This window comes from Micromonospora sp. C28SCA-DRY-2 (assembly GCF_030519475.1).
GTDB lineage: Bacteria > Actinomycetota > Actinomycetes > Mycobacteriales > Micromonosporaceae > Micromonospora.
Genome location: NZ_JAUMKD010000001.1, coordinates 128,678 through 149,150, shown reverse-complemented (window position 1 = coordinate 149,150; position 20,473 = coordinate 128,678). Strand labels below are relative to the sequence as shown.

General features: G+C 74.3%; 19 protein-coding genes and 1 pseudogene. 11 read left to right on the top strand and 9 right to left on the bottom strand.

Going from position 1 to position 20,473, the window contains the following annotated elements:
• Positions 1 to 72: 72 nt before the first annotated feature.
• A pseudogene (locus Q3W71_RS00615) lies at positions 73 to 285 on the bottom strand (3-oxoacyl-[acyl-carrier-protein] synthase III C-terminal domain-containing protein); the annotation flags it as partial.
• Positions 286 to 775: 490 nt separating this feature from the next.
• Here Q3W71_RS00615 and Q3W71_RS00610 point away from each other — a divergent pair.
• Positions 776 to 1,453 carry a DUF1028 domain-containing protein gene (locus tag Q3W71_RS00610; protein ID WP_302917300.1) on the top strand — a complete coding sequence of 226 codons (678 nt, stop codon included), beginning with the start codon at positions 776 to 778 and terminating at the stop codon, positions 1,451 to 1,453.
• Between the two features lie 29 nt (positions 1,454 to 1,482).
• Here the strand turns inward: Q3W71_RS00610 and Q3W71_RS00605 are convergent, their stop codons facing one another.
• Entirely contained in the window at positions 1,483 to 2,169 is a 687-nt protein-coding gene (locus Q3W71_RS00605) for a DNA alkylation repair protein (RefSeq protein WP_302917299.1), read from the bottom strand.
• Between the two features lie 253 nt (positions 2,170 to 2,422).
• Between Q3W71_RS00605 and Q3W71_RS00600 the strand changes: the two genes are divergently transcribed.
• From Q3W71_RS00600 to Q3W71_RS00585, 4 genes are all read left to right on the top strand, one after another.
• Complete coding sequence (locus Q3W71_RS00600; RefSeq protein ID WP_302917298.1) at positions 2,423 to 2,830, top strand: DUF1622 domain-containing protein; 408 nt, start codon at positions 2,423 to 2,425, stop codon at positions 2,828 to 2,830.
• Positions 2,827 to 3,117: a DUF1622 domain-containing protein gene (locus Q3W71_RS00595; RefSeq protein WP_302917297.1), complete on the top strand. Its 291-nt coding sequence runs from the start codon at positions 2,827 to 2,829 to the stop codon at positions 3,115 to 3,117. The genes Q3W71_RS00600 and Q3W71_RS00595 overlap by 4 nt, the downstream gene beginning before the upstream one ends.
• 177 nt (positions 3,118 to 3,294) lie before the next feature.
• Entirely contained in the window at positions 3,295 to 4,305 is a 1,011-nt protein-coding gene (locus Q3W71_RS00590) for a hypothetical protein (RefSeq protein WP_302917296.1), read from the top strand.
• Positions 4,306 to 4,453: 148 nt separating this feature from the next.
• Entirely contained in the window at positions 4,454 to 5,644 is a 1,191-nt protein-coding gene (locus Q3W71_RS00585) for an epoxide hydrolase family protein (protein ID WP_302917295.1), read from the top strand.
• Positions 5,645 to 5,744: 100 nt separating this feature from the next.
• On the opposite strand, the gene Q3W71_RS00580 is transcribed toward Q3W71_RS00585, so the two are convergent.
• From Q3W71_RS00580 to Q3W71_RS00565, 4 genes are all read right to left on the bottom strand, one after another.
• Positions 5,745 to 7,496: an exo-alpha-sialidase gene (locus Q3W71_RS00580; RefSeq protein WP_302917294.1), complete on the bottom strand. Its 1,752-nt coding sequence runs from the start codon at positions 7,494 to 7,496 to the stop codon at positions 5,745 to 5,747.
• 153 nt (positions 7,497 to 7,649) lie between these two features.
• Entirely contained in the window at positions 7,650 to 9,389 is a 1,740-nt protein-coding gene (locus tag Q3W71_RS00575; protein WP_302917293.1) for a multicopper oxidase family protein, read from the bottom strand.
• Positions 9,386 to 9,838, bottom strand: coding sequence for a DUF6220 domain-containing protein (locus tag Q3W71_RS00570; RefSeq protein ID WP_302917292.1), 453 nt, complete (start codon positions 9,836 to 9,838; stop codon positions 9,386 to 9,388). The genes Q3W71_RS00575 and Q3W71_RS00570 overlap by 4 nt, the downstream gene beginning before the upstream one ends.
• A gap of 9 nt (positions 9,839 to 9,847) precedes the next feature.
• Positions 9,848 to 10,834 carry a carboxymuconolactone decarboxylase family protein gene (locus tag Q3W71_RS00565; protein WP_302917291.1) on the bottom strand — a complete coding sequence of 329 codons (987 nt, stop codon included), beginning with the start codon at positions 10,832 to 10,834 and terminating at the stop codon, positions 9,848 to 9,850.
• A gap of 142 nt (positions 10,835 to 10,976) precedes the next feature.
• On the opposite strand from Q3W71_RS00565, the gene Q3W71_RS00560 reads away from it, so the two are divergent.
• Genes Q3W71_RS00560 through Q3W71_RS00550 form a run of 3 tightly spaced genes read left to right on the top strand, consistent with a single transcriptional unit; the run spans position 10,977 to position 13,621 of the window.
• Positions 10,977 to 12,107: a sensor histidine kinase gene (locus Q3W71_RS00560; protein ID WP_302917290.1), complete on the top strand. Its 1,131-nt coding sequence runs from the start codon at positions 10,977 to 10,979 to the stop codon at positions 12,105 to 12,107.
• Positions 12,104 to 12,766, top strand: coding sequence for a response regulator transcription factor (locus Q3W71_RS00555; RefSeq protein ID WP_302917289.1), 663 nt, complete (start codon positions 12,104 to 12,106; stop codon positions 12,764 to 12,766). Before Q3W71_RS00560 ends, Q3W71_RS00555 begins: the two co-directional genes overlap by 4 nt.
• Before the next feature lie 21 nt (positions 12,767 to 12,787).
• The gene (locus Q3W71_RS00550; RefSeq protein WP_302917288.1) at positions 12,788 to 13,621 is read left to right on the top strand and encodes a protein phosphatase 2C domain-containing protein; all 834 of its coding nucleotides are present in this window, start codon (positions 12,788 to 12,790) and stop codon (positions 13,619 to 13,621) included.
• Positions 13,622 to 13,682: 61 nt separating this feature from the next.
• Here Q3W71_RS00550 and Q3W71_RS00545 read toward each other — a convergent pair whose 3' ends face one another.
• Positions 13,683 to 14,918: a MalY/PatB family protein gene (locus Q3W71_RS00545; RefSeq protein ID WP_302917287.1), complete on the bottom strand. Its 1,236-nt coding sequence runs from the start codon at positions 14,916 to 14,918 to the stop codon at positions 13,683 to 13,685.
• Between the two features lie 51 nt (positions 14,919 to 14,969).
• On the bottom strand, positions 14,970 to 15,659 hold the full coding sequence (locus Q3W71_RS00540; protein WP_302917286.1) for an NAD(P)-dependent oxidoreductase: 690 nt from the start codon (positions 15,657 to 15,659) through the stop codon (positions 14,970 to 14,972).
• Positions 15,660 to 15,725: 66 nt separating this feature from the next.
• Between Q3W71_RS00540 and Q3W71_RS00535 the strand changes: the two genes are divergently transcribed.
• The 3 genes from Q3W71_RS00535 to Q3W71_RS00525 all read left to right on the top strand — a co-directional run bounded on the left by Q3W71_RS00535 (position 15,726) and on the right by Q3W71_RS00525 (position 19,420).
• Positions 15,726 to 16,157: a helix-turn-helix domain-containing protein gene (locus Q3W71_RS00535; protein ID WP_302918686.1), complete on the top strand. Its 432-nt coding sequence runs from the start codon at positions 15,726 to 15,728 to the stop codon at positions 16,155 to 16,157.
• Between the two features lie 138 nt (positions 16,158 to 16,295).
• Positions 16,296 to 17,660 (top strand): MFS transporter, encoded by a 1,365-nt coding sequence (locus Q3W71_RS00530; RefSeq protein WP_302917285.1) that lies wholly within the window; start codon positions 16,296 to 16,298, stop codon positions 17,658 to 17,660.
• Positions 17,657 to 19,420, top strand: a complete 1,764-nt coding sequence (locus Q3W71_RS00525) for a glycoside hydrolase family 2 protein (RefSeq protein WP_302917284.1) — start codon at positions 17,657 to 17,659, stop codon at positions 19,418 to 19,420. Before Q3W71_RS00530 ends, Q3W71_RS00525 begins: the two co-directional genes overlap by 4 nt.
• A 25-nt stretch (positions 19,421 to 19,445) precedes the next feature.
• Here Q3W71_RS00525 and Q3W71_RS00520 read toward each other — a convergent pair whose 3' ends face one another.
• A complete protein-coding gene (locus Q3W71_RS00520) occupies positions 19,446 to 20,426 on the bottom strand; it encodes a DUF2804 domain-containing protein (protein ID WP_302917283.1) in 981 nt (326 codons plus the stop codon).
• Positions 20,427 to 20,473 lie beyond the last annotated feature (47 nt).

Genomic DNA, 20,473 nt, shown 5'->3' with positions numbered 1-20,473 from the left:
AGACCTTGTCACAGTGACAATGTCAAGACTGCGTGGAATGCCGCCCCCGCACGATGCCGTCCGGCCGGATGGTCATGGGCAGCGGACGATCTGCCCGGCGTACGACAGCCCTCCGCCGAAGCCCAGCAGCAGCACCGGTGCACCGGGCTGGAGTTCTCCGCGCCGGAGCAGTTTCGACAGCGCGATCGGGATGCTCGCCGCCGAGGTGTTGCCCGATTCGGTGACGTCGCGGGCGACGACCGCCGTCGTCGCCCCGATCCGCTGTGCGACCGGCTCGATGATGCGCATGGCGGCGTCGAGCAGCGCGTCCGGATCGGTGGCGCCGGTCGCGAGGGTGAGGCTGCCCCAGCCATCCCGGTGCGCGTCGAGGCGCCGGCGGACATCCGCCGGCTCACCGACACCCTGATGGCCACCATCCAGTCCCTCACCTGTCAGGAGTACGTGCAGCACTACGCCCGGACCTGACCGCGACACAGCTGTCCGCAGCGCCGGGTGACGCTGCTGCTCGGGCACGGCGGCACCGGGGTCGGCGACCCGCCGTGCGACGGGCCCGAGCCGCCGCCGCGGCTGTTCCTCCCGGTTCGGGCTGGGGCGGTTGGACCGCGCCCGGGCCCCGGCTCCCGTTCGTCCCGGCTGGGCGTGGGTGGGCGCCGGCGGGGACGGCCGCGCCGGCTGGCCCCGCTCCGAGCTTCCTGGCGTCGGCGGCCGGCGTCGCCGCGCCGTTGGCGGTGATCGGGCGGGGCATGCCGGGAGTTCGTCCGGGTATCCGCCGATGGTGACCTTCTCGATCGCCGCGCGGTGTCCGCGTACCGGCCAGCTCGGGGTGGGCGCCCTGACGGCCAGGCCCGCGGTGGGCAAGCTGGTCGCACACGTCCAGTCCGGGGGTGGCGCGGTGGCGACGCAGGCCACCCCCAACCCGTTCCTGGCCTACGACGGCCTACCGCTGCTCCGCGAGGGCCGCGCGCCGCGGGACGTGCTGACCGAGCTGCTGGCCCGGGACCCGGGGCGGGAGGTGCGGCAGGTCGGCATGGTCGACCACCAGGGTCGCTCGCACGCCTTCACCGGCTCGCGCACCGTCGAGTGGGCGGGGCACCACACCGGGCCGGGTTACGCGGTACAGGGCAACCGCCTGGTGGGCCCGGAGACCCTCGCGGAGATCGTCCGGGTGTTCGAGGAGAGTCGCGAGCTCGACCTGGCGGAGCGGCTGGTGCTGGCCATCGAGGCCGGCGAGGAGGCCGGCGGTGACCGGCACGGCGCCCGGTCGGCGACCGTGACGGTGAGCTGCGATCAGCCGTACCCGCTCTGGGACATGCGGGTCGACGACGCCGAGCATCCGGCCCGGGAACTGCGCCGGCTGTACGGCGTCTTCCGGGAGGAGGTGTTCCCGACCATCCAGCGACTGCCCACCCGGGAGGACCCCATGGGCGAGGGCGCCCGGCAGGCGCTCGGGTAGCCCTCGGGACCGCCTGACGGGACAGCGACCTACGTGTCGTGCTGCCGGCGCACCATCTCGCTGATCCAGATGGGCGCGAACGGGGACGTGCAGCCCGGGGGAGTCGGGTAGTCCTTGAGCACCTCCAGGCGCTCACCGATGGCGATCGCCCGGGCGCGGTGCTCGGCGTGGTCGATCCCGATCTGGGCCAGGCAGTGGTTCATCGCCCACTGGAGGCGATCCGGGGCGTCCTTCATCTCCGCCTCGATGACGTCGAGCAGGCCGGCGAGATCGAGGCCTTCGGGCTTCCTCGACACCCGTTCGGTGGTCAGCGCCCAACCCGCGCTCCGCACCACCGGATCCGGATCCGCGGACCAGTCCAGGCGCAGCTCCTCGGCGTGCGGGTTCTTCTTCACCACGTAGTTCACGAGCCAGTCGTGCACCTTGGGTGTGCGGGCCCCGCGCAGCATGACGTCCAACTCGTCACGCGCGAACGCCTTCGGGCGGCAGATCAGGATCGCCAGGAGTTTCGCCGCGGTGTCGTCGGTTGCCCAGAGCTGGCGCGCGAGTTCCTGCTGGGTCTTCAGCCGCTTGGCGAGCGCGCGCAGCTTGCCGAGGTTCACACCGTGATCGTCACCGTGCTTCTCGTTCACCGCGCGTGCCTTCGGGTCCTCCAGCTCGGCCAGCTCGGCCAGCACGTCGGCGACCGTCGTCCCGCTCAGCGTCGTCTCGGCCACCTCAGCCTCCTGTCCGTCATCCGCGAGATGCAGCCTACGACGGAAGTCCGCCCCGGTCGTACCCGTCGATCCGGGGCGGTTGCGACGCGCTGTCGGAACCTGGCTCGCGCCGCCCATCGAGGGCGGGCGGTGAACCGCCCGCCGGGACCGGTCCGGCCGGCGCCCCGGCGCCCCCGATCCGTCTCCGTCCCGGGTGACGCGATCGGGTGGGGTGCGGGCATGTCGGCGGTCGGGGCGGGCAGGACCCACTGGTATGGGTGGCGTGCTGGGCGAACGGTGGCTGTCGGAGGCGGTGGACCTGCTGGTGCGGGTGGTGGAGGCCGCCGGCGCCCTGGTCATCTTCGTCGGCGCCATGGTGGCGCTGGTGCGTTTCGTCGTCGTCGGGCTCCGGGATCGGCGCAGCCGCGCGTTCGTGCCGGTACGACTCGGCCTGGGCCGGTTCCTGGCCCTGGGCCTGGAGTTCCAGCTCGCCTCCGACATCCTCCGCACGGCCATCGCGCCCACGCTGCGCGAGATCGCCGAACTGGCCGCCGTCGCGGCGATCCGGACCGCGTTGAACTTCTTCCTCGCCCGGGAGATCCGGCAGGAGCGCCGCGAACTCACCGAGGCCGGCCACCCCCGCCACGTCGACCCGGCCCACCCCGGCGGTCACCCGGCGTGACGACACTCCTCGGGTACGCCTCCCTCGCCTGTGTCGCGGCGGGCCTCGTCTCGGCCGCGGTGGTGCTGCTGGTGTCCCGCAGCGGCCGGCTGGCCCTCCAGGCCGCCCTCGACCTGTGGGTGGCCGCGGGCCTGCTGCGGCTGACCATGCCGCCGGAGTGGGAGCACCTGCTCGGCGCGGCCGCGATCATCGCGATCCGCCAGCTGGCCGGGGCGGCACTGGCACACCGCGCGGACCGGGAGGCGGGCGGGACGGGCGGTGTCGTCCGGCCGCCGCTCGGACCGTAGGCCGCCGCCGGCACACGCCCCCGAGGTGGTGACGGCCACGCGGTCGAGGACCGGCCGCAGCGGTCACCGCGGCGATCACGCCGGCCCTCGCCGTGGTCGGCGCGACCGGTGGCGCCTAACTGGGTGGTCCCGTCGGGGTGGGTCGGCGACCATGGTCGGCATGGCAGGGGACCGGGCATGAGGTTGCCGCTCCAGGGCGGCCTGCCTCCGGTGGAGACCGTCGCCGGCACGGCGGTGGAGATCGCCTGTGACGAATCAGGGTTCTCCGGCACCAACCTGCTCGATCCCGCCACCCCCGTGATCACCCACGCGAGTGTCGACCTGAGCGGCGGGGAGGCGGCCGAGCTGATCGCGACACTGCGCTCCGGCTTCCGGTTCTCGCCGGACGAGGTGAAGTCCCGGCAGTTCCTCCGCCGGCCACAGGCGGGCGAGGCACTGGAGTGGTTCCTGGTGGCGCTGCGCGGCCGGGCACACGTCCACCTGGTCGACAAGCAGTACTTCCTCGTCACCCGCATCGTCGACCTGCTGCTGACCGAGCCGTCCTACGCGGCCGGGACCCGCCTGACCCAGGAGCACCGGCCGGCCGCCCTCGCCCTGTACCGGGCCGGACGCTCGGCCGGTTCCGACTGGGCGGCCTTCCTCGCGGCCTTCGTCGAGATGCTCCGGACCAAGGGGCGGCACCGGCCGGATCAGCGGACCGTCGACCGGTTCTTCCAGGCCCGGGACGCGCTGGTACGACCCGGGTTGGGCGCGCCGGCCGAGGCCGTCCTCCACCGCCTCAGCCGCACCCGGGTGCGCAGCCTCCTCGGCAGGCTGAGCGACGAGGACCGGTCGATCCCGCCACCGCTGGAGCCGATGCTGCCGGCGCTGGCCGAGACCGTCCTGTTCTGGAGCGGCGGGGTGCGGCGGGTGCTGGTGATCCACGACGAGCAGAGCGCGCTGACCGCCGACCGCTTGCGCCGCCTCCAGCAGGTGCTGGCCGAGGGGGCCGGGCTGTCGCCGGGCGGGGGGTCGCCGCTGGCCGGGCTGGTGATGGTCGACTCGCGGGACGACCCGCGGGTCCAGGTCGCCGACCTGCTCGCCGGGGTGGCCCGGCGGCTGCCGGGGATCGTCGACGACGGCCCGCTCCAACCGTTGCTCTCGCCGACCTCACTGCGCGATCCGGTCCGAAACGCCCTGCCGACCTGACCGCGCGGGTTCTCCGGGGACCAGCCGGCCGGGCCGGAGCGCGAAATCGCGTTCCGGTCCGCCGGTCGTCGGACCGGTGCGACGATGGGCGCGTGCCAGCCCCGCCGGCGCCTCGGCGCCGGTCGACCTGAACCGGCAGGTGGAGAGCATGCCCAACGACAAGGAAATTCGTCCCTTCCGGCTCGACACGCCGGACGAGGCGATCACCGACCTGCGCCGCCGGATCGCGGCCACCCGCTGGCCCACCCGGGAGCTGGTCGACGACCGTTCCCAGGGCGTGCAGTTGGCGACGGTCCAGGAGCTGGCCCGCTACTGGTCGACCGATCACGACTGGCGTGCCTTCGAGGCGAGGCTGAACGCCCTGCCGCAGTACACGACCCTGATCGACGGCGTCGAGATCCACTTCATCCACGTGCGGTCGCCGCACGAGGACGCGCTGCCGCTGATCATGACGCACGGCTGGCCGGGCTCGGTCGCCGAGCTGCTCGGGGTCGTCGGCCCGCTCACCGATCCGACCGCGCACGGCGGACGGGCCGAGGACGCCTTCCACCTGGTGCTGCCGTCCCTGCCCGGCTACGGCTTCTCCGGCGAGCCGACCGAACTCGGCTGGGAGAACGGCCGGATCGCCGGCGCGTGGGCGGAGCTGATGGCCCGCCTCGGCTACTCGCGCTACGTCGCCCAGGGGGGCGACGTGGGCGCCGCCGTGACGGACGCGATGGGCCGCATGGCACCCGAGGGGCTGCTCGGCATCCACGTCAACCTGCTCGCCGGGGCGATCGGTCTCAAGGACCGGCTGCCGGCGAACTCCGATCAGGAACGTGCGGCGCACGACGCGCTCAACATGTTCACGACGGACGGCTTCGGCTACTTCCTGGAGCAGTCCACCCGACCGCAGACGATCGGCTACTCGCTGCTGGACTCACCCGTCGGGCTGGCGGCCTGGATGCTGGACCACGACACGGACAGCTACTACAAGATGTCCCGGGCCCTGGTCGACAAGCAGCCGACGGGTGGCCTCACCCGGGACAGCATCGTCGACAACATCACGCTGTACTGGCTGACCGGCACCGGCGCCTCGTCCGCCCGGTGGTACTGGGAGTTCGGGCGGTTCCGGGCCGCGATGGGCGGCCAGGCTCCGCCGCCGGTCAAGGTTCCGGTCGGCTTCACCGTGTTCCCCGGTGAGATCTGGGCTTCGCCGCGCAGCTGGGTGGAGACGGTCTACCCCGGCCTCGCGTACTTCAACGAGGTCGACAGGGGCGGCCACTTCGCCGCCTGGGAGGAGCCCGAGCTGTTCGCGGCCGAGATGCGGGCCGCCTTCGGGCCGCTGCGGACGTCCTGAGCCCGCGCCGGATCGCGCCCCCGGCGGTCGTCCGCCACCGCTGACGGGCGACCGCCGGATCCGGGCACGGCTGCGGGCGGGGAAGGTGCGAGCCGCCGCGTCAGGCTCCCTTGACCCAGTCGAGGCTGAACCGGGCGAAGTAGATGCCTCCGCTGTTGCCGACCTCGTAGAGGTTGCCGACCGTCCCGTCGGAGAGCACGGCCATCGTCGAGTAGCCGGCGCCGCCCGGCTTGAGCAGCGCGCGGGCCGGCCAGGTGGCGCCGTCGTCGGTGGACATCCGTACGGTGAGGTCGTTGCGTGCCGTCGGGTGCGCGTTGTTGCTGAACAGCGCGGTACGGGTGCGCACCGGCGCCCCGTTCGCGCCCACCTCCGACGGGCGCAGGTAGGACAGCTCGTCGGCGTTGCACAGCGGATCGGTGAGCACCGGGCTGGCCGACGGGGGGCCGAACGTCGCGCCGCCGTCGGTGGAGGTGGCGTAGAAGCGGCTGCGGGTCGAGTTGTGGCGCATGTTCTGCACGACCGCTCCGGTGCCGCGCTCGATCGCCTTGCTCTCGTTGACGGTCCCGCCGGCTGACCCGCCGCGCCGCCAGGTCACGCCGTGGTCGTCGCTGTAGATGTTGCCGGCATGGCTGGTGCCCGCCGCGTCCCGGTAGACGATCGGCTGGATCAGCCGTCCGGTGCTGGTCTGGATGCCGTGGCCGGAGGAGAAGAACACCTGCTGCCACGCCGGGTCCTTGAGCACCGGGTTCAGCTCCACCGGCGCGCTCCAGGTGGCGCCGTCGTCCCTGCTGGTGATGTACCGCAGGTGCAGGCTGTTCGGGTCGTCCGCGGTGTTGACCCCGGACCCGCCCGACCAGAAGCTGACACCCGGCCGGGGGGAGTAGGTGAAGAAGCAGAAGACGACGCCGGTGCCGCGGTCCACCAGCAGGCTGGGATCGCCCGCTCCCTCCCGCGTGGTGGCGGGGGCGTGGATGACGCGCGGCTGGTCGAAGGTACGGCCGCCGTCGGTGCTGCGGACCATGGCGATCTGGATGTTGTTGGTGCCGCCGCCCAGGTCGTACGAGCCGTCGACGCGCGCGTCGGCGACGGCGATGACCGTGCCGTTGTTGGTGACCGCCATGCCCGGGATGCGGACCGAGGCGGCGGTGCCGTCGTAGCGGCCGTTGGCGCCGTTCAGGTTGCGGATGACGGTCTGCGTGGTGAGCAGGGTGGTGGTGGTCATCTGCGGGGTGCCGGCCGCCATGCCGCAGGCGGCCACACCCCGCTGCGTGGTGTCGAAGCCCGCCGCGGTGACCCGCAGGCTGTAGGGGGTGCCGGCGGCGACCGTCCAGTAGTGCAGGACGTTGCCCCCGGCGGCGACCGTGCGGGTCCACGGTGAGCCGGTGCGGCCGGGCCACGTGACGGTGAAGTCCCGGGCGGTCGTGGTGCGGTTCTCCAGCACCAGTTGCAGCCGGCTGGCCGTGCAGTCGAAGCTGGTCAGCGCGGACATGCCGGTGCCGCAGTGGAAGATGCCGGCGGAGGTGTCGTCCAGCCCGGTCGGGGTGGTCGTCCGCAGGGTGTAGGCGGTGCCGGCCGCCAGGGTCCAGTACAGCTGGGTGCTGCCGCCGGCGGGGACCGTCCGGGTCCAGGGCGAGCCGGGACGCCCCGGCCAGGTGACGGTGAAGGTCTGTGCCGTGGTGCCGCGGTTGTCGAGCAGCAGGAGCAGCCGGCTGGCCGGGCAGTCGGCGCTGACCGTCGCGGTGACTCCGGCGGGGGCGGCGTGGGCGGGCGTGCCGGGCAGCATCCCGGCCAGGCACAGGGCGGCGGCCACGACGGCCACCGCCCTGCGCGGTATCGCTCGGACAGCAGACACGGGACTTCCTTCCGGGGGTGGGGCGAAGGAACGAGGGCGAGGATAAGACGTCGGATGTCTGACGTCATGACGCTAAGCCGCCCCGTGCGGATCGTCAAGACATCGATATGCGCGGACATCCGGCCCTGGTGGCCACCGCCGCCGGCCCGCGGATCACGAGTACATCAGGTGCAGCGTCATCCCGGCGTCGGCGTGCGCGAGGTTGTGGCAGTGGTTGGCCCACATCCCCGGGTTGTCGGCCCGGAACGCCACCTCCCAGACGTCGCCGGCGCGTACGTCGAAGGAGTCCAGCCACAGGGGACTGCCGGTCGCCGGCCTCCCGTTGCGGGTCAGCACCAGGACGTGGTGCCCGTGCAGGTGCCACGGGTGCACGATCTGGGACCGGTTCACGATGGTGAACGCGACGACGTCGCCGCGACGGACGACCTGGGACGGGATGTCCGGGTCGGCGGCACCGTTGACGGTGTGGGCGTACCGGGGGAGCAGTCCGCGCAGGTCGAGGCCGCGGTCGAGGACGAGGGTGAACTCCTTGTCGGTGCGCGACCACGGCGCCGGGGCGGCCGCGCCGTAGCCGAGCGGATCCAGCACCGGCCAGGCGTCGGTCGCCGTCGACACCGGCCCGGTGGAGTAGACCTCGCGCCCGTCGACGAACAGCGCCACCGGCGTGGCGGGCGCGGTGAACACCAGGTCGTAGCGGCCCCCGGCCGGGATCAGCACGGCGGTGTCCACCAGCGGGGTGGGGCCGCGCAGGTCGGAGCCGTCGATCGCGGCGACCCGGAACGGCGTGCCGGCCAGGGCGTACCGGTGCGTCGTGCTGTCGGTGTTGATCAGCCGCAGCCGCACCGGCACCCCGGCCCCGACCGGCTCCGTTCTCGGCGCGGGCAGCGGAACGCCGGACAGGGTGTGCACCGGCACCGTGACGTCGACCCCGGTCACCGGCGCCGGGCGCACCACCAGCACACCGTAGAGCCCCTTCCGCACGCCGACGTCGGACGCCGAGTGCGTGTGGTACCAGTACGTCCCGACCTGGTCGGCCCGGAACCGGTAGACGAACTCCTGGCCGGGCAGCACCGCCGCCTGGGTCACCCCGGGCACCCCGTCCTGGCTGTTCGGCACGTCGTACCCGTGCCAGTGCAGGGTGACCCCACGCGCGATGTCCCGGTTGCGCAGGGTCACCTCGAGGACGTCGCCGACGGTGGCGGTCAGCTCCGGCCCGGGCACCTGCCCGTTGAACGCCCACGCCGCGACGTCCCGGCCGCCGGCCTTCACCGTGGCGGTCCCGGCCGTCAGGGTGAACCGCCTGGTCGGTTCGCCGACCGGCGGCGCGTCCGGATACCGGTGGTCGTGCGGTACGGCCGGAGCGGCGCTCGGGGTGACGGCCAGCCCGGTCCCGGTCACCAGTGCCGCGGCCGCCACCGCGAGGGCCGCGCGGGACACCGTCGGGGACGGGCGGGAACCGAGCAGACGCCAGGTGGCCGCGGTCGCCGCGACGACCCCGGCGACCGCCAGCAACCCGACACCCGGCGACGCCGGATAGCCGTGCAGGACCGTCACGAGCAGGCCGCCGCTCGCGGCGTACCCGGCGAAGAGGAGCGGGACCGCGACGGACCGGATGTCGGCCGGGGCCCGCACCAGCCGCGGCCCGGCGACCACCACCCCCGCGAGCGACAGCGGCGCGGCGATGAGCACCTTCTCCGCGGCGAACCACCAACCGGCCCGGGCGAGCGCGGTGACCGTGGCCGCGCGGGCGAGCGTGGCGAGCAGCGCCAGGGCGGCCAGGCACAGGGCGAGCGGTCGGCGCCGGGTGGCCGCGGCGGCGCCGCCGCCCAGCCAGCCAGCGGCCGCGAGGACCGCGATCACCAGGTCGGCCGCGAGCAGCGAGCCGGTGGTCATGCCGGCTCCCCTTCCGGTACGGCCACCGCGGTGGCGTCGGCCGGCGCCGGCTGGGCCAGCTTCCGCGCGGCCTGGAGGACGGCGACCACCACGTGTACGGCGATGATGCCGTTGAGCGCGTGCAGCCCGGCGACGGTCAGGCCGAACGGCGTGCTGGCGCCCGCGGCGTCGGTCAACCCGTTGGCGAGCCCGGCGATGAGCGCCTGGAGCACGACCAGGCCCAGCGGCAGGGCCGCCAGTGCGACGACCCGGCCCGGCGCCTTCGCCAGCGCCGCGAACAGGATGGTGAGCAGGGTGAGGACGGGGATGACCGCCATTCCGGTGACGCTGTGCAACGTGTACGCGTCGTCGCCCGCTGGCTTCGTGAACGCGCCCACGGCGGCGAAGATGAACTGCAGGGCGAACGCGACGAGCGACCCGGTGCTGGCGATGACGAAGGCCTTGCGCATGGTGGACTCCTAGCGGTGAGCGGGGGACAGTGCCTGGGCGACGTGCTCGGTGGCGGTGATCGCGCCGTACGCGACCAGCCGCACCAGATCGGCGTCGTCCGGATGGGAGTAGCGCCAGAGCGCGACGTCGCCGGGGCTGATCGCGCTGGGCGCGAACGCCGCCAGCAGCGCGATCCGCGTGCCGACCCGGTCGGTGCCGGGCACGTCCCGGACCAGGTCGACGGCCCAGTCCGCGGGCCGGGTCGGGTACCGTCCGTCCTCCCACCGCACGGTGGCGGTGACGGTCTGGCGGGCCACGTCGCCCAGGAGTTCCCCGCCCCGTGTGGCGGCGTCCGTCAACGCCGCGTACGCGACGCCGACCGGGCTGTCGCCGGCCCAGGCCGGCGCCGGGGTGCCGGCGTCCAGGAGCGGGAGGCTGCCGCCGGGCTCCTTCGGCTCCCGGGCCGCCCGGGCGTAGAGCCGGCCCCCGACCGACCGCACCAGCGGGGAGCGCTGCAGGCCGCCCGGCAGCAGGTCCGGATCGAGCAGCGCCGAGACGATCCGGTTGATGAAGTGGAAGGCGAGCAGGGTGCCGGTGACCTCGGGGCGGTACTCGCTGGTCCAGTCGGCGGCCCGGGGGTTCCGGCTGGCCTCGGCCCAGGTGACCAGCTCGACGTGCCTCGGCTCCGATGGCATCCCACCCCGGGCGATCACCTCGGCCAGCTCGTGCTCGCCCAGGGCGTGCAGCAGCAGCACGTGCGCGTCGACACAGAACCGGCAGCGGTTGGCCCGGGACACCGCCGACGCCACGACCTCGCGGTCGACCCGGGACGCGTCCCCGGCGAGCAGGGCCTCGCGCATCAGCGCCCAGGTCGCGGCCTGCACCGCCGGCACGGCCGAGAGCGCCTGGAAGGTGGGCACCGGGCCGAGGAACTCGTCGCGCAGCTGCCGGTAGACCGCCGCGCTGAGACCGGTCGCGGCCTTGACCGGAGCGGGGGTGAAGAAGCGGTATGTCATGGCGTCGATGCTCGTCGCCGGGGGCGGGGAAGGCGTCGTGCCGCCGCAGGCACCTGCCCGCCACCGATACCGCGTCCGCGGTACGCCTCGGCTACCGCGGACGGGGGATGCTCCCCGCTGACGGCCGCTCTACAGTTCGATCATGCGCCGCGATCTGCCGTACGCCCTCAGCGGCCTCGCCCTCGGCGGCCTCCTGCTCGGCAACGCCGCGCTGGCGCCGGACGCCGCACCGGTCGGGGCGCTCGACGTCGCCCTGGTCCTGGTCATGGCGGCGGCCCTGGCGGTGTGCCGGCGCTACCCGGTGCTGGCGCTGAGCGTGGTGACCGCCACCATGCTGGCCCTGCACCTCCGGGTACACGCCGGGGTGTCCGCCGCGTTCCCCGTCCTCGGCACGGTCTACCTCGCCGCCTGGCGCGGGCACCGGGCGGCCGCCGCCCTGGCCAGCGTCGTCTTCCTCGGCGGCTTCCTGGCCCGCGACTTCTCGGTCGCGCCCGCCGACCGGCCCAGCCAGCAGATCGCCGAGCGGAGCGCCCTGTTGCTCGGCTGGTTCTTCGCGGCCAACGTCGCCGGGCTCGTCGCGCGGCAGCGCCGGGCGTACCTGGAACAGGTCGAGCAGCGGGCGATCGAGGCCGAGCGCACCCGCGAGGAGATGGCGTTGCGCCGCGCCGGGGAGGAGCGGCTGCGCATCGCCCGCGACCTGCACGACTCGCTGACCCACAGCATCTCCGTGATCAAGGTGCAGGCCGGGATTGCCGTGCACCTGGCCCGCAAGCACAACGAGGAACCCTCGGCCGCGCTGCTGGCGATCCAGGAGGCCAGCGGCGCCGCGATGCGGGAACTGCGGGCGACGCTGGACGTCCTGCGCGCACCGTCCGACGGGGACCGGATCGGGCTGGCCCGGGTGGACGAACTCGCCGAGCGGACCCGGGCGGCCGGCGTACCGGTGCGGGTGACCGTCACCGGTACGCCGCGGGACCTGCCCGCCGAGGTCGACCAGGCCGGCTATCGGGTGATCCAGGAGGCGCTGACCAACGTCGCCCGCCACGCCGGCCCGGCCACCGCGCAGGTCCGCATCGAGTACGCCCCGGAACGGCTGGCCGTCGCGGTGGACGACGACGGCCGGGCGTCGCCGGACCGGCCGGTGACCCCGGGGGTGGGCCTGCGCGGCATGCGGGAACGGGTCACCGGGCTGGGCGGGACGTTGCGGACCGCCCCCCGCGACGGCGGCGGGTTCGCGGTACACGCCACTTTTCCGCTGGACGGTCTTCCATGATCCGGGTGCTGCTCGTCGACGACCAGGCGCTGATGCGGGCCGGATTCCGGGCGCTGCTCGACGCCGAGGACGACCTGGAGGTCGTCGGCGAGGCCGCCGACGGCGCCGCGGCCGTGGAGCTGGCGCGGCGGCTGCGGCCGGACGTGGTGCTGATGGACGTGCAGATGCCGGGACTCGACGGCATCGAGGCCACCCGGCGGATCGCCGCGGCCGGGGACCTGGCGGCGGTCCGCGTCCTCATCCTCACCAACTACGGGCTCGACTCCTACGTCTTCGCCGCGCTCCGCGCCGGCGCCAGCGGGTTCCTCCTCAAGGACGCCGACCCGGCCGACCTGTTGCAGGCGATCGCCGTGGTGGCGCGCGGCGACGCGCTGCTCGCCCCGACGGTCACCCGCACGCTGATCAGCGAGTTCGTCGCGGGACCGCCGCCGGCCGACCCGGCGGCCGGGCGCGACGTACTGACCGCCCGGGAACAGGAGATCGTCGAGCTGGTCGCCCGGGGGCTGAGCAACGACGAGATCGCCGAGCGCATGGTGATCAGTCCGTTGACCGTCAAGACCCACGTCAACCGGGCGATGATGAAGCTGCACTGCCGCGACCGGGCCCAACTGGTCGTGTGGGCGTACGAGTCGGGGCTGATCTCGCCCCGCCGCCGGTGACCCGACCCGTGGGAGCGACCAGTGCGCGTCAGCATGGCGACCAGCGCCGGTAGGGCCGGCCAACCGAACGAGGACTTCGTCGGCGCCGTCCCCGGGGCCGTCGTGCTGCTGGACGGTGCCGGCATCCCGGACGCCGGGTCGACCTGCCGCCACGGTGTCGCCTGGTACACCCACCGGCTCGGCGGCGCGCTGCTCGGCCGGCTGTCGCGCGACGACGGGCGGGACCTCGCGGCCGTCCTCGCGGCCGCGATCGCGGAGACGGCCGACGACCACCGGGACACCTGCGACCTCGCCGACCCGAGCAGCCCGCAGGCCACCGTGGCGATCGTCCGCGCCCACCGGGGCCGGCTGGAGCATCTCCTGCTCGCGGACTCCTTCCTCGTCCTCGACCCGGTCGGCGGTGGCCCGCGGGTCGTCACCGACGAGCGTGAGGTCGCCGCGCGGCGGATCTGCGCGGCGCCCCTGGACGGCGTCCCCCGGGAAACCCCGGAGTACGACCGCGTCCTGGACTCCTGCCGCCGGGCGTTGCGGGCCCGGCGGAACCAGCCGGGCGGCTACTGGATCGCCAAGGACGACCCGCGCGCGGCCGAGGAGGCGGTGACCGGCAGTCAGCCCCTCGCCGACCTGGCCGGCGTGGCGCTGCTCAGCAACGGCGCGAGCCGCATCGTCAGCCCGTACCGCCTGACCGACTGGCCGGGCGTGCTGGATCTGCTCCGCGTCGCCGGGCCGGCCGAGGTCGTCCGCCGGGTGCGGGAGGCCGAAGCCGGCCCGGGCCCCGACGCGCCGGCCCCGGACGACGCCACCGTCGCGTACTGGACCCACCCGTCCGGCCCCGGGGCCGACGACCTGCCCTGAGTGCCCGAGCTGCCGGGGCGCCCGTTGGACCAGCGGGTCCAGCGTCGGAGCCGGCGGTGCGCTACGGCGCCTGCTGGGCGCCGACCGCCCGGCCCATGCGGGTGACGGCCTCGGTGAGCACCGCGGGGGTGGTGGCGAAGTTGAGCCGTACGAAGCCGGTGCCGCCGGTGCCGAAGACGTGCCCGGAGCTGAGCGCGACCCGCGCCCGGTCGAGGAACATCCTCGCCGGCCCGGCGAGGTCGCTGGCCACGCCGGGTTCCCCGGCCGGCGGCTCGGTGTCGACGCCGAGCCCGGTGCAGTCCAGCCAGGCGAGGTAGGTGCCCTCGGGGCGGCGGTAGCCGACCGACGGCAGGTGCTTGGCCAGCAGCGTCTCCAGCAGCGTGCGGTTGGCGTCGAGGCCGTCCAGCAGCAGGTCGAGCCATCCTCCGCCGCCGCGGAACGCGGCGGTGTGCGCGAGGATGCCGAGGTGGCTGGGGCCGTGGCCGACCTCCTCCGGCATCCGGGCGAGGTCGGCGGCGGCCCGTGGCCCGGCGATCGCGAGCGCCGCCTTGAGCCCGGCGAGGTTCCACGCCTTCGACGCGGAGGTCAGGGCGAACGCGTTCTCGGCGCCGGGCACCGTCAGGTACGGGGTGAACCGCGCCCCGGGCAGCGCCAGGGGAGCGTGGATCTCGTCGGAGACCACCCGTACGCCGTGCCGGTCGGCGAGTTCGGCGACCGCCTCGAGTTCGTCCCGGCGGTGCACCACACCGGTCGGGTTGTGCGGGTTGCAGAGCAGGAACGCCGGCCGGCGACCGTACTGCCGGGCGCGGCGGAACGCCTCGTCGAGGGCGGCGAGGTCGATGCGCAGGTCACCGCCGAGCGGGGCCTCGATCACCCGCCGGTCGGCGTGGCTGACGAACGCGTAGAAGGGCGGGTAGACGGGGGAGCAGACCACCACCGCGTCGCCGGGGTCGGTCACCAGCCGGAGCACCTCGACCACGCCCATCATCACGTCCGGGACGACGGTGGTGCGGTCGACCCGGAAGTCGTGCCAGCCCCAGCGCTCGGCGGCGAACCCGCCGAGCGCCTCGGCGTACGCGGTCCCGTGCGGGTAGCCGGTGTCGCCGAGGTCGATCGCCCGGCGCAGCGCGCCGGCCACCGCGGGAGCCAGCGGTACGTCCATCTCCGCCACCCAGAGCGGGAGGACGTCGGGCGGGTGCATCCGCCACTTCACGCTGGTGCGCTGCCGGAGGTCGTCCAGCGTCAGCAGGGTGAGCGGATTCTGTGCCGGGGAGCCGTCGGCGGTGGGGCCTGCCATGCCGCCAACCCTAGGCCGTGGCGCGCCGCCGCTGCCCGGGCGTGATCGAATTCATGACCCGTCGCCCCCGGCCGACCGCCCGTCGCCGAAGACGGAGACACGGGACCGATGGTGGCGCGGGGTCTCGATCTCGTCGACCACCGCCACCGCCAGGTCGGCGTACGACAGCTGCCCGGACTCCGGGTCGGGAGCCACCTCCCCACCGATCCGGTAGCGGCCGGTACGCGGACCGTCCACCCGCAACTGCACCGGTGGGGTGAGCATGAGCCAGTCGACAGTGGTGCCCGCCGCCCGGAGCCGGTCCAGGCCGGCGGTGTGGGCGAGGGCGAAGGGTCGCAGCTCGACGGGGAAGACGGCGGGGTCGTCGAGCAGGAGCCGGCCGTGCGCGTCGGTGAGGTTGGCGAACAGGCCGATCACGACCAGTCGGGGCACTCCGCCCCGGGCGAGGCCGTGCAGGAGGGCATCGGCGGCCTTGGCGAAGAAGTCCGGGTCGAGGTCGAGGGTGGCGAGCGCGGCCGGCCCGGAGGCCGGACTGACCGCGTGGACCACGGCGTCGTGGTCGGGCACGATCGCGGAGACCGAGCGTGGGTCGGTGACGTCGCCGCGGACCGCGCCGGTGAGGTCGGGGTGCCGGTCCGGGTCCCGGACCACCGAGGTGACACGGTGCCCCCGCCGGCGTGCCTCGGCGGCCACGGCGCGACCCGCCCGGCCGCCCGCTCCGAAGATTGCGATGCTGGACATGGCGGGACGCTAACCGGCGGGGGGCCGGTTACCGCAACGGAACTGGGGGAGGTTCGGGCGGTGACGATGCGGCTGGACGCGGACATGTTCGATCCGATGTGCCCGTCGAGTGCGCTGCCGTTCCAGGTCGGCGACAAGTGGACCGGGATGGTGGTGCGGTGCCTGGAGCACGGACCGCGCCGGTTCGGCGAGCTGCGGGCGCCGCTGCGGACGGTCACGCCCAAGGTGCTGACCGAGACGCTGCGGGCGATGGAACGCGACGGTCTGGTCACCCGCACCGCCTACGAGGAGAACCCGCCGCGGGTCGAGTACGCGCTCACCCCGCTCGGCCGGAGCCTGTTGACGCTCATCGAGGCGGCCCGGGTGTGGACCAGGGAACACCTGCCCGACCTGCTGGCGGCCCGCGTGGCGTACGACGCGGGTGGGGCGCCTGCCGCACCGACCGGGTCGGGTGTCTCCGCGGCCGGGGTGGTCTCCGGTCCGCCCGACAACGCCTGAGGATGCCCGGCGGCGGCCGGTGGGCGGCCGGGACCGGGGCGGGCACGACCCCGGTCCGGGCCCGCCGTGATCGGTGGACCGCGTGCTCGCGGCCGGCGCGGGGTGGTCCATCATGTGCTGACCGCCGAGGAGGTCGCCATGTCCGTCCCGCACCGGGTGCCGCCCCCGGCTCCGCCGAGCGCCGAGGTCCGCCGCGCCGGGCCCGCGCCCACCGGCGATCCCGCCCGGCTGCGCGCGCGGGCCTGGGTCGCGGTGGTGCTGCTCGGCCTGGTCGGCCAGATGGCCTGGACGGTCGAGAACATCTACCTGAACCTCTTCGTCTACGACACCGTCACCGACGACCCGACGGTGATCGCCACGATGGTGGCCGCCAGCGCCGCCACCGCGACGCTGGCCACCCTGCTGCTGGGCGCGCTCTCCGACCGCCTCGGGCGGCGCCGGGCGTTCATCGCCGGCGGCTATCTGCTCTGGGGTGTCTGCACCGCCGCGTTCGGGTTCCTCACCGTGGGCGCGCTGGACGGCGTCGCGCCGGTGGCGAACGCCGTCCTGCTCACCGTGATCGCGGTGATCGCGCTGGACTGCCTGATGTCGTTCCTCGGCTCGGGCGCCAACGACGCGGCGTTCCAGGCGTGGGTCACCGACGTGACCCGGCCGGCCAACCGTGGCCGGGTCGAGGCGGTGCTGGCGATCATGCCGCTGCTCGCCATGCTGGTGATCTTCGGCGGCTTCGACGGGCTGGCCCGTGCCGGTGACTGGCGGACCTTCTTCCTGGTCATCGGCGCGGTGATGGCAGTGGCCGGCGTCGCCGCCTGGTTCCTGGTGCGGGAGAGCCCCGCCCTGGTCCGCAACGACGCCGGTTACCTGCGCGCGGTGGTCCACGGCCTGCTGCCGTCCGCGATGCGCGCCAACCCGCGCCTCTACCTGGCCCTGGCCGCCTGGTCGGTGTGGGGCGTCTCGACCCAGGTCTTCCTGCCGTACCTGGTCATCTACCTCCAGCGCTACCTGGAGGTCGAGGGGTACGCCCTGGTGCTCGCCACCGTGCTGGTGACCGCCTCGGTGGTCAGCGTGGCCTGCGGCCGGGTGATCGACCGGGTGGGCAAGGTCCGGTTCGTGCTCCCGGCCGCGGCGGTCTACGGCACCGGCCTGCTGCTGATGTTCCTGGCCCGGGGCACGCTGCCGGTGATCGGCGCCGGGATCGTGATGATGTCCGGTTTCATGCTGGTGCTGGCGCCGCTGGGCGCGCTGGTGCGCGACCACACGCCGCCGGGCCGGGCCGGTCACGTGCAGGGACTGCGGATGGTCTTCGCCATCCTGGTGCCGATGCTGGTCGGCCCGTACCTGGGCGCGGCGGTGATCAGCAACGCCGGCGAGACGTACCAGGACCTCGGCGTGGTCCGGCAGGTGCCGACGCCGGGCATCTTCCTGATGGCGCTGGCCGTGCTGGCGTTCATCGTCGTACCGGTGCTGGCGCTGCGCCGGCGGGACGGGAGGGCCGACGCGTGACGCTGACGACCCGGTGGGGCGAGGCCCTCGACCCCGACCAGGTGCTGCCCGAGTACCCGCGCCCGCAACTGGTCCGGGACAGCTACCTCAACCTCAACGGCCGGTGGGCGTACGCCATCACCGACGACGCGCGGGAGCCGCAGCGCTACGACGGCGAGATCCTGGTGCCGTTCTCCCCGGAGGCGCCGCTGTCCGGCGTGGGGCGGCAGCTGCTGCCCGGCCAGACCCTCTGGTACCGCCGCACGGTGCGCCTGCCCGACGGTTTCCACCGGCCCGGCCACCGGGTGCTGCTGCACTTCGGCGCGGTGGACCAGACCTGCGCGGTCCGGCTCAACGGGGTGCCGGTGGGCGGGCGCACCGGCGGCTACCTGCCGGTGCGCTGCGACGTCACCGACGCGCTGTGCGAGGGCGAGAACGTGCTGGTCGTCGAGGTGCGCGACGACAGCGACACGAGCTGGCACGCGCGCGGCAAGCAGAAGCTGCGCCGGGGTGGCATCTGGTACACCGCGCAGTCCGGGATCTGGCAGACCGTCTGGGCCGAGTGCGTCCCGGCGGCCCACGTCGAGCGGCTCACCCTCACGCCGCACCTGGCGCAGGGCTGCGTCGAGGTGACAGTGCACGCCAGCGCGGAGGCCGGTGCCGCCGAAATCCGGATCCTGGCCGACGGCGCGGTGGTGGCCGAGGCGAGCGCGGTCGCCGGGACCGCCGTGCGGTTGCCGCTGCCCGCGGTGCGGCCCTGGACCCCCGAGGACCCCTTCCTGTACGACGTGACCGTCGACTACGGCGACGACCGGGTCCGCGGCTACGTCGGGATGCGCTCGTTCGGCGTCGGGCCGGACGCCGACGGGGTGCCGCGGCTGCTGCTCAACGGCGAGCCGTACTTCCACGCCGGGGTGCTCGACCAGGGCTACTGGCCGGACGGCCTCTACACCGCGCCGTCCGACGCCGCGCTGGTCGCCGACATCGTCGCGATGAAGCGGCTCGGCTTCACCATGCTGCGCAAACACATCAAGATCGAGCCACTGCGCTGGTACCACCACTGCGACCGGCTCGGCATGCTGGTCTGGCAGGACATGGTCAACGGCGGCACCGGGTACCGCCCGCTGGTGGTCACCGCGCCGGTGCTGACCCCGCTGCGGCTGCCCGACCGGGGCCGGTGGCGGCGCTGGTTCGGCCGGGCCGACGCGGCCGGGCGCGCGGAGTTCCGCGCCGAGCTGCGGGAGACCGTCGAGCACCTGCGCAACGTGGTGAGCGTCGCCGTCTGGGTGCCGTTCAACGAGGGCTGGGGGCAGTTCGACGCCGCCGAGGTGGCCCGGGAGGTGGCCGCCCTCGACCCGACCCGGATCGTCGACCACGCCAGCGGCTGGCACGACCAGGGCGGCGGCGACCTGCGCAGCCTGCACGTCTACTTCCGCCGCTTCCGGGTGCCCCGGCGGCGACCGGGACGCGACGCCCGGGCCCTGGTGCTCTCCGAGTACGGGGGTTACACGCTGCGGGTCGACGGGCACAGCTTCGGGCCGGCCGAGTTCGGCTACAAGCGGTACCGGGGCGCGGACGGGCTGGCCGAGGCGTTCACCCGGCTGCACGACGAGCAGATCGTGCCGGCCATCCCGGACGGGCTCGCGGCCACCGTCTACACCCAGCTCTCCGACGTGGAGGACGAGCTGAACGGCCTGCTCAGCTACGACCGGCGGGTGCTCAAACTGCCCGAGGAGGTCATCCGGCGGGTCAACGACCGGCTGCGCCTGCCCCGGCCCTGAGCCGCCACCGCCGGCCACGCCGGCGCTACCAGCGGTTGCGCGCCTCCTCGGCCCACCCGACCAGGCCGGCCAGGTCGACCCGCTCGCCGTCGTCGGTCGCCGCCCAGCCGGTGAAGTGCCCGAAACACTGGTGGGTCTCGTTGGCGAGCACCCCGAAGTTGGTCCGGGCGATCTTCTCGTGGAAGGGGTGGAACTCCACCGCCACCCGCTCGCCGCTGATCCGCCACGGCCGCAGCCAGTCGGTGCGGTCGTACTCCCAGCGCAGCTCGTCGCCGATCTTGTGCAGCCGGCCGTCGACAAAGAGGGCGTTCTCGGTCGAGCCGGTGCCGTCGGTCCACGTGCCACCGAGCTGGATCGCCCGGCCCGGGCCGCTGCCGGCGGCCCAGTTCCAGCGGATCGCGTACGGCCACCGGCCGCGACCGTGGTCGAGCACGGCGAAGGAGTCCGTCTCGGCGACCGGGTGCTCCACCCCGTTCACCCGCAGCGTGCCGCGCACCGGGCGGCCGACGTCCTTGACGGTGTACTGGAACCGGCGGGTGCTCCAGGGCACCACCACGGCGAGCGACTCGTGCCCCGCCGGCAGCGGCACCACCAGGTCGACCTCCAGACCCGGGGCGGTGGCGCGGATCGTGGTGCCCGACGGATCCTGGTCGATGTCGATGGCCAGCCCGCCGCCGCGGGCCCGCACCGCGCCGGCCCCGCTGACCGGCGGGAAGTGCGTGCCCCGGGCGAAGGGGACCACCGCGTTGCGGTCGATCTCCACCTTCGTCGCCCGGTCGAGCACGTAGAGACCGTGCACGCCCGCGTAGTCCAGCGACGAGGCGACCAGGCCGACGATGTGGCCCGGGGTGACGATGCCCCAGTACTCCCAGCGCTTGGTGCGGCCCCAGCCACGCAGGTTCGCCCGGTGCACCGGCCGGCGGCTCCAACCCACCGCCGCCGGGTGCAGCCGCCCGTTCGGCAGGCACAGGTCGACCGGCTCGGTGATCTCCTTCTCGTGCGTCACGACGGCGAGGGTATCCCCCTGCGTCGCGCCGGCTCTCCGCCGGCAGG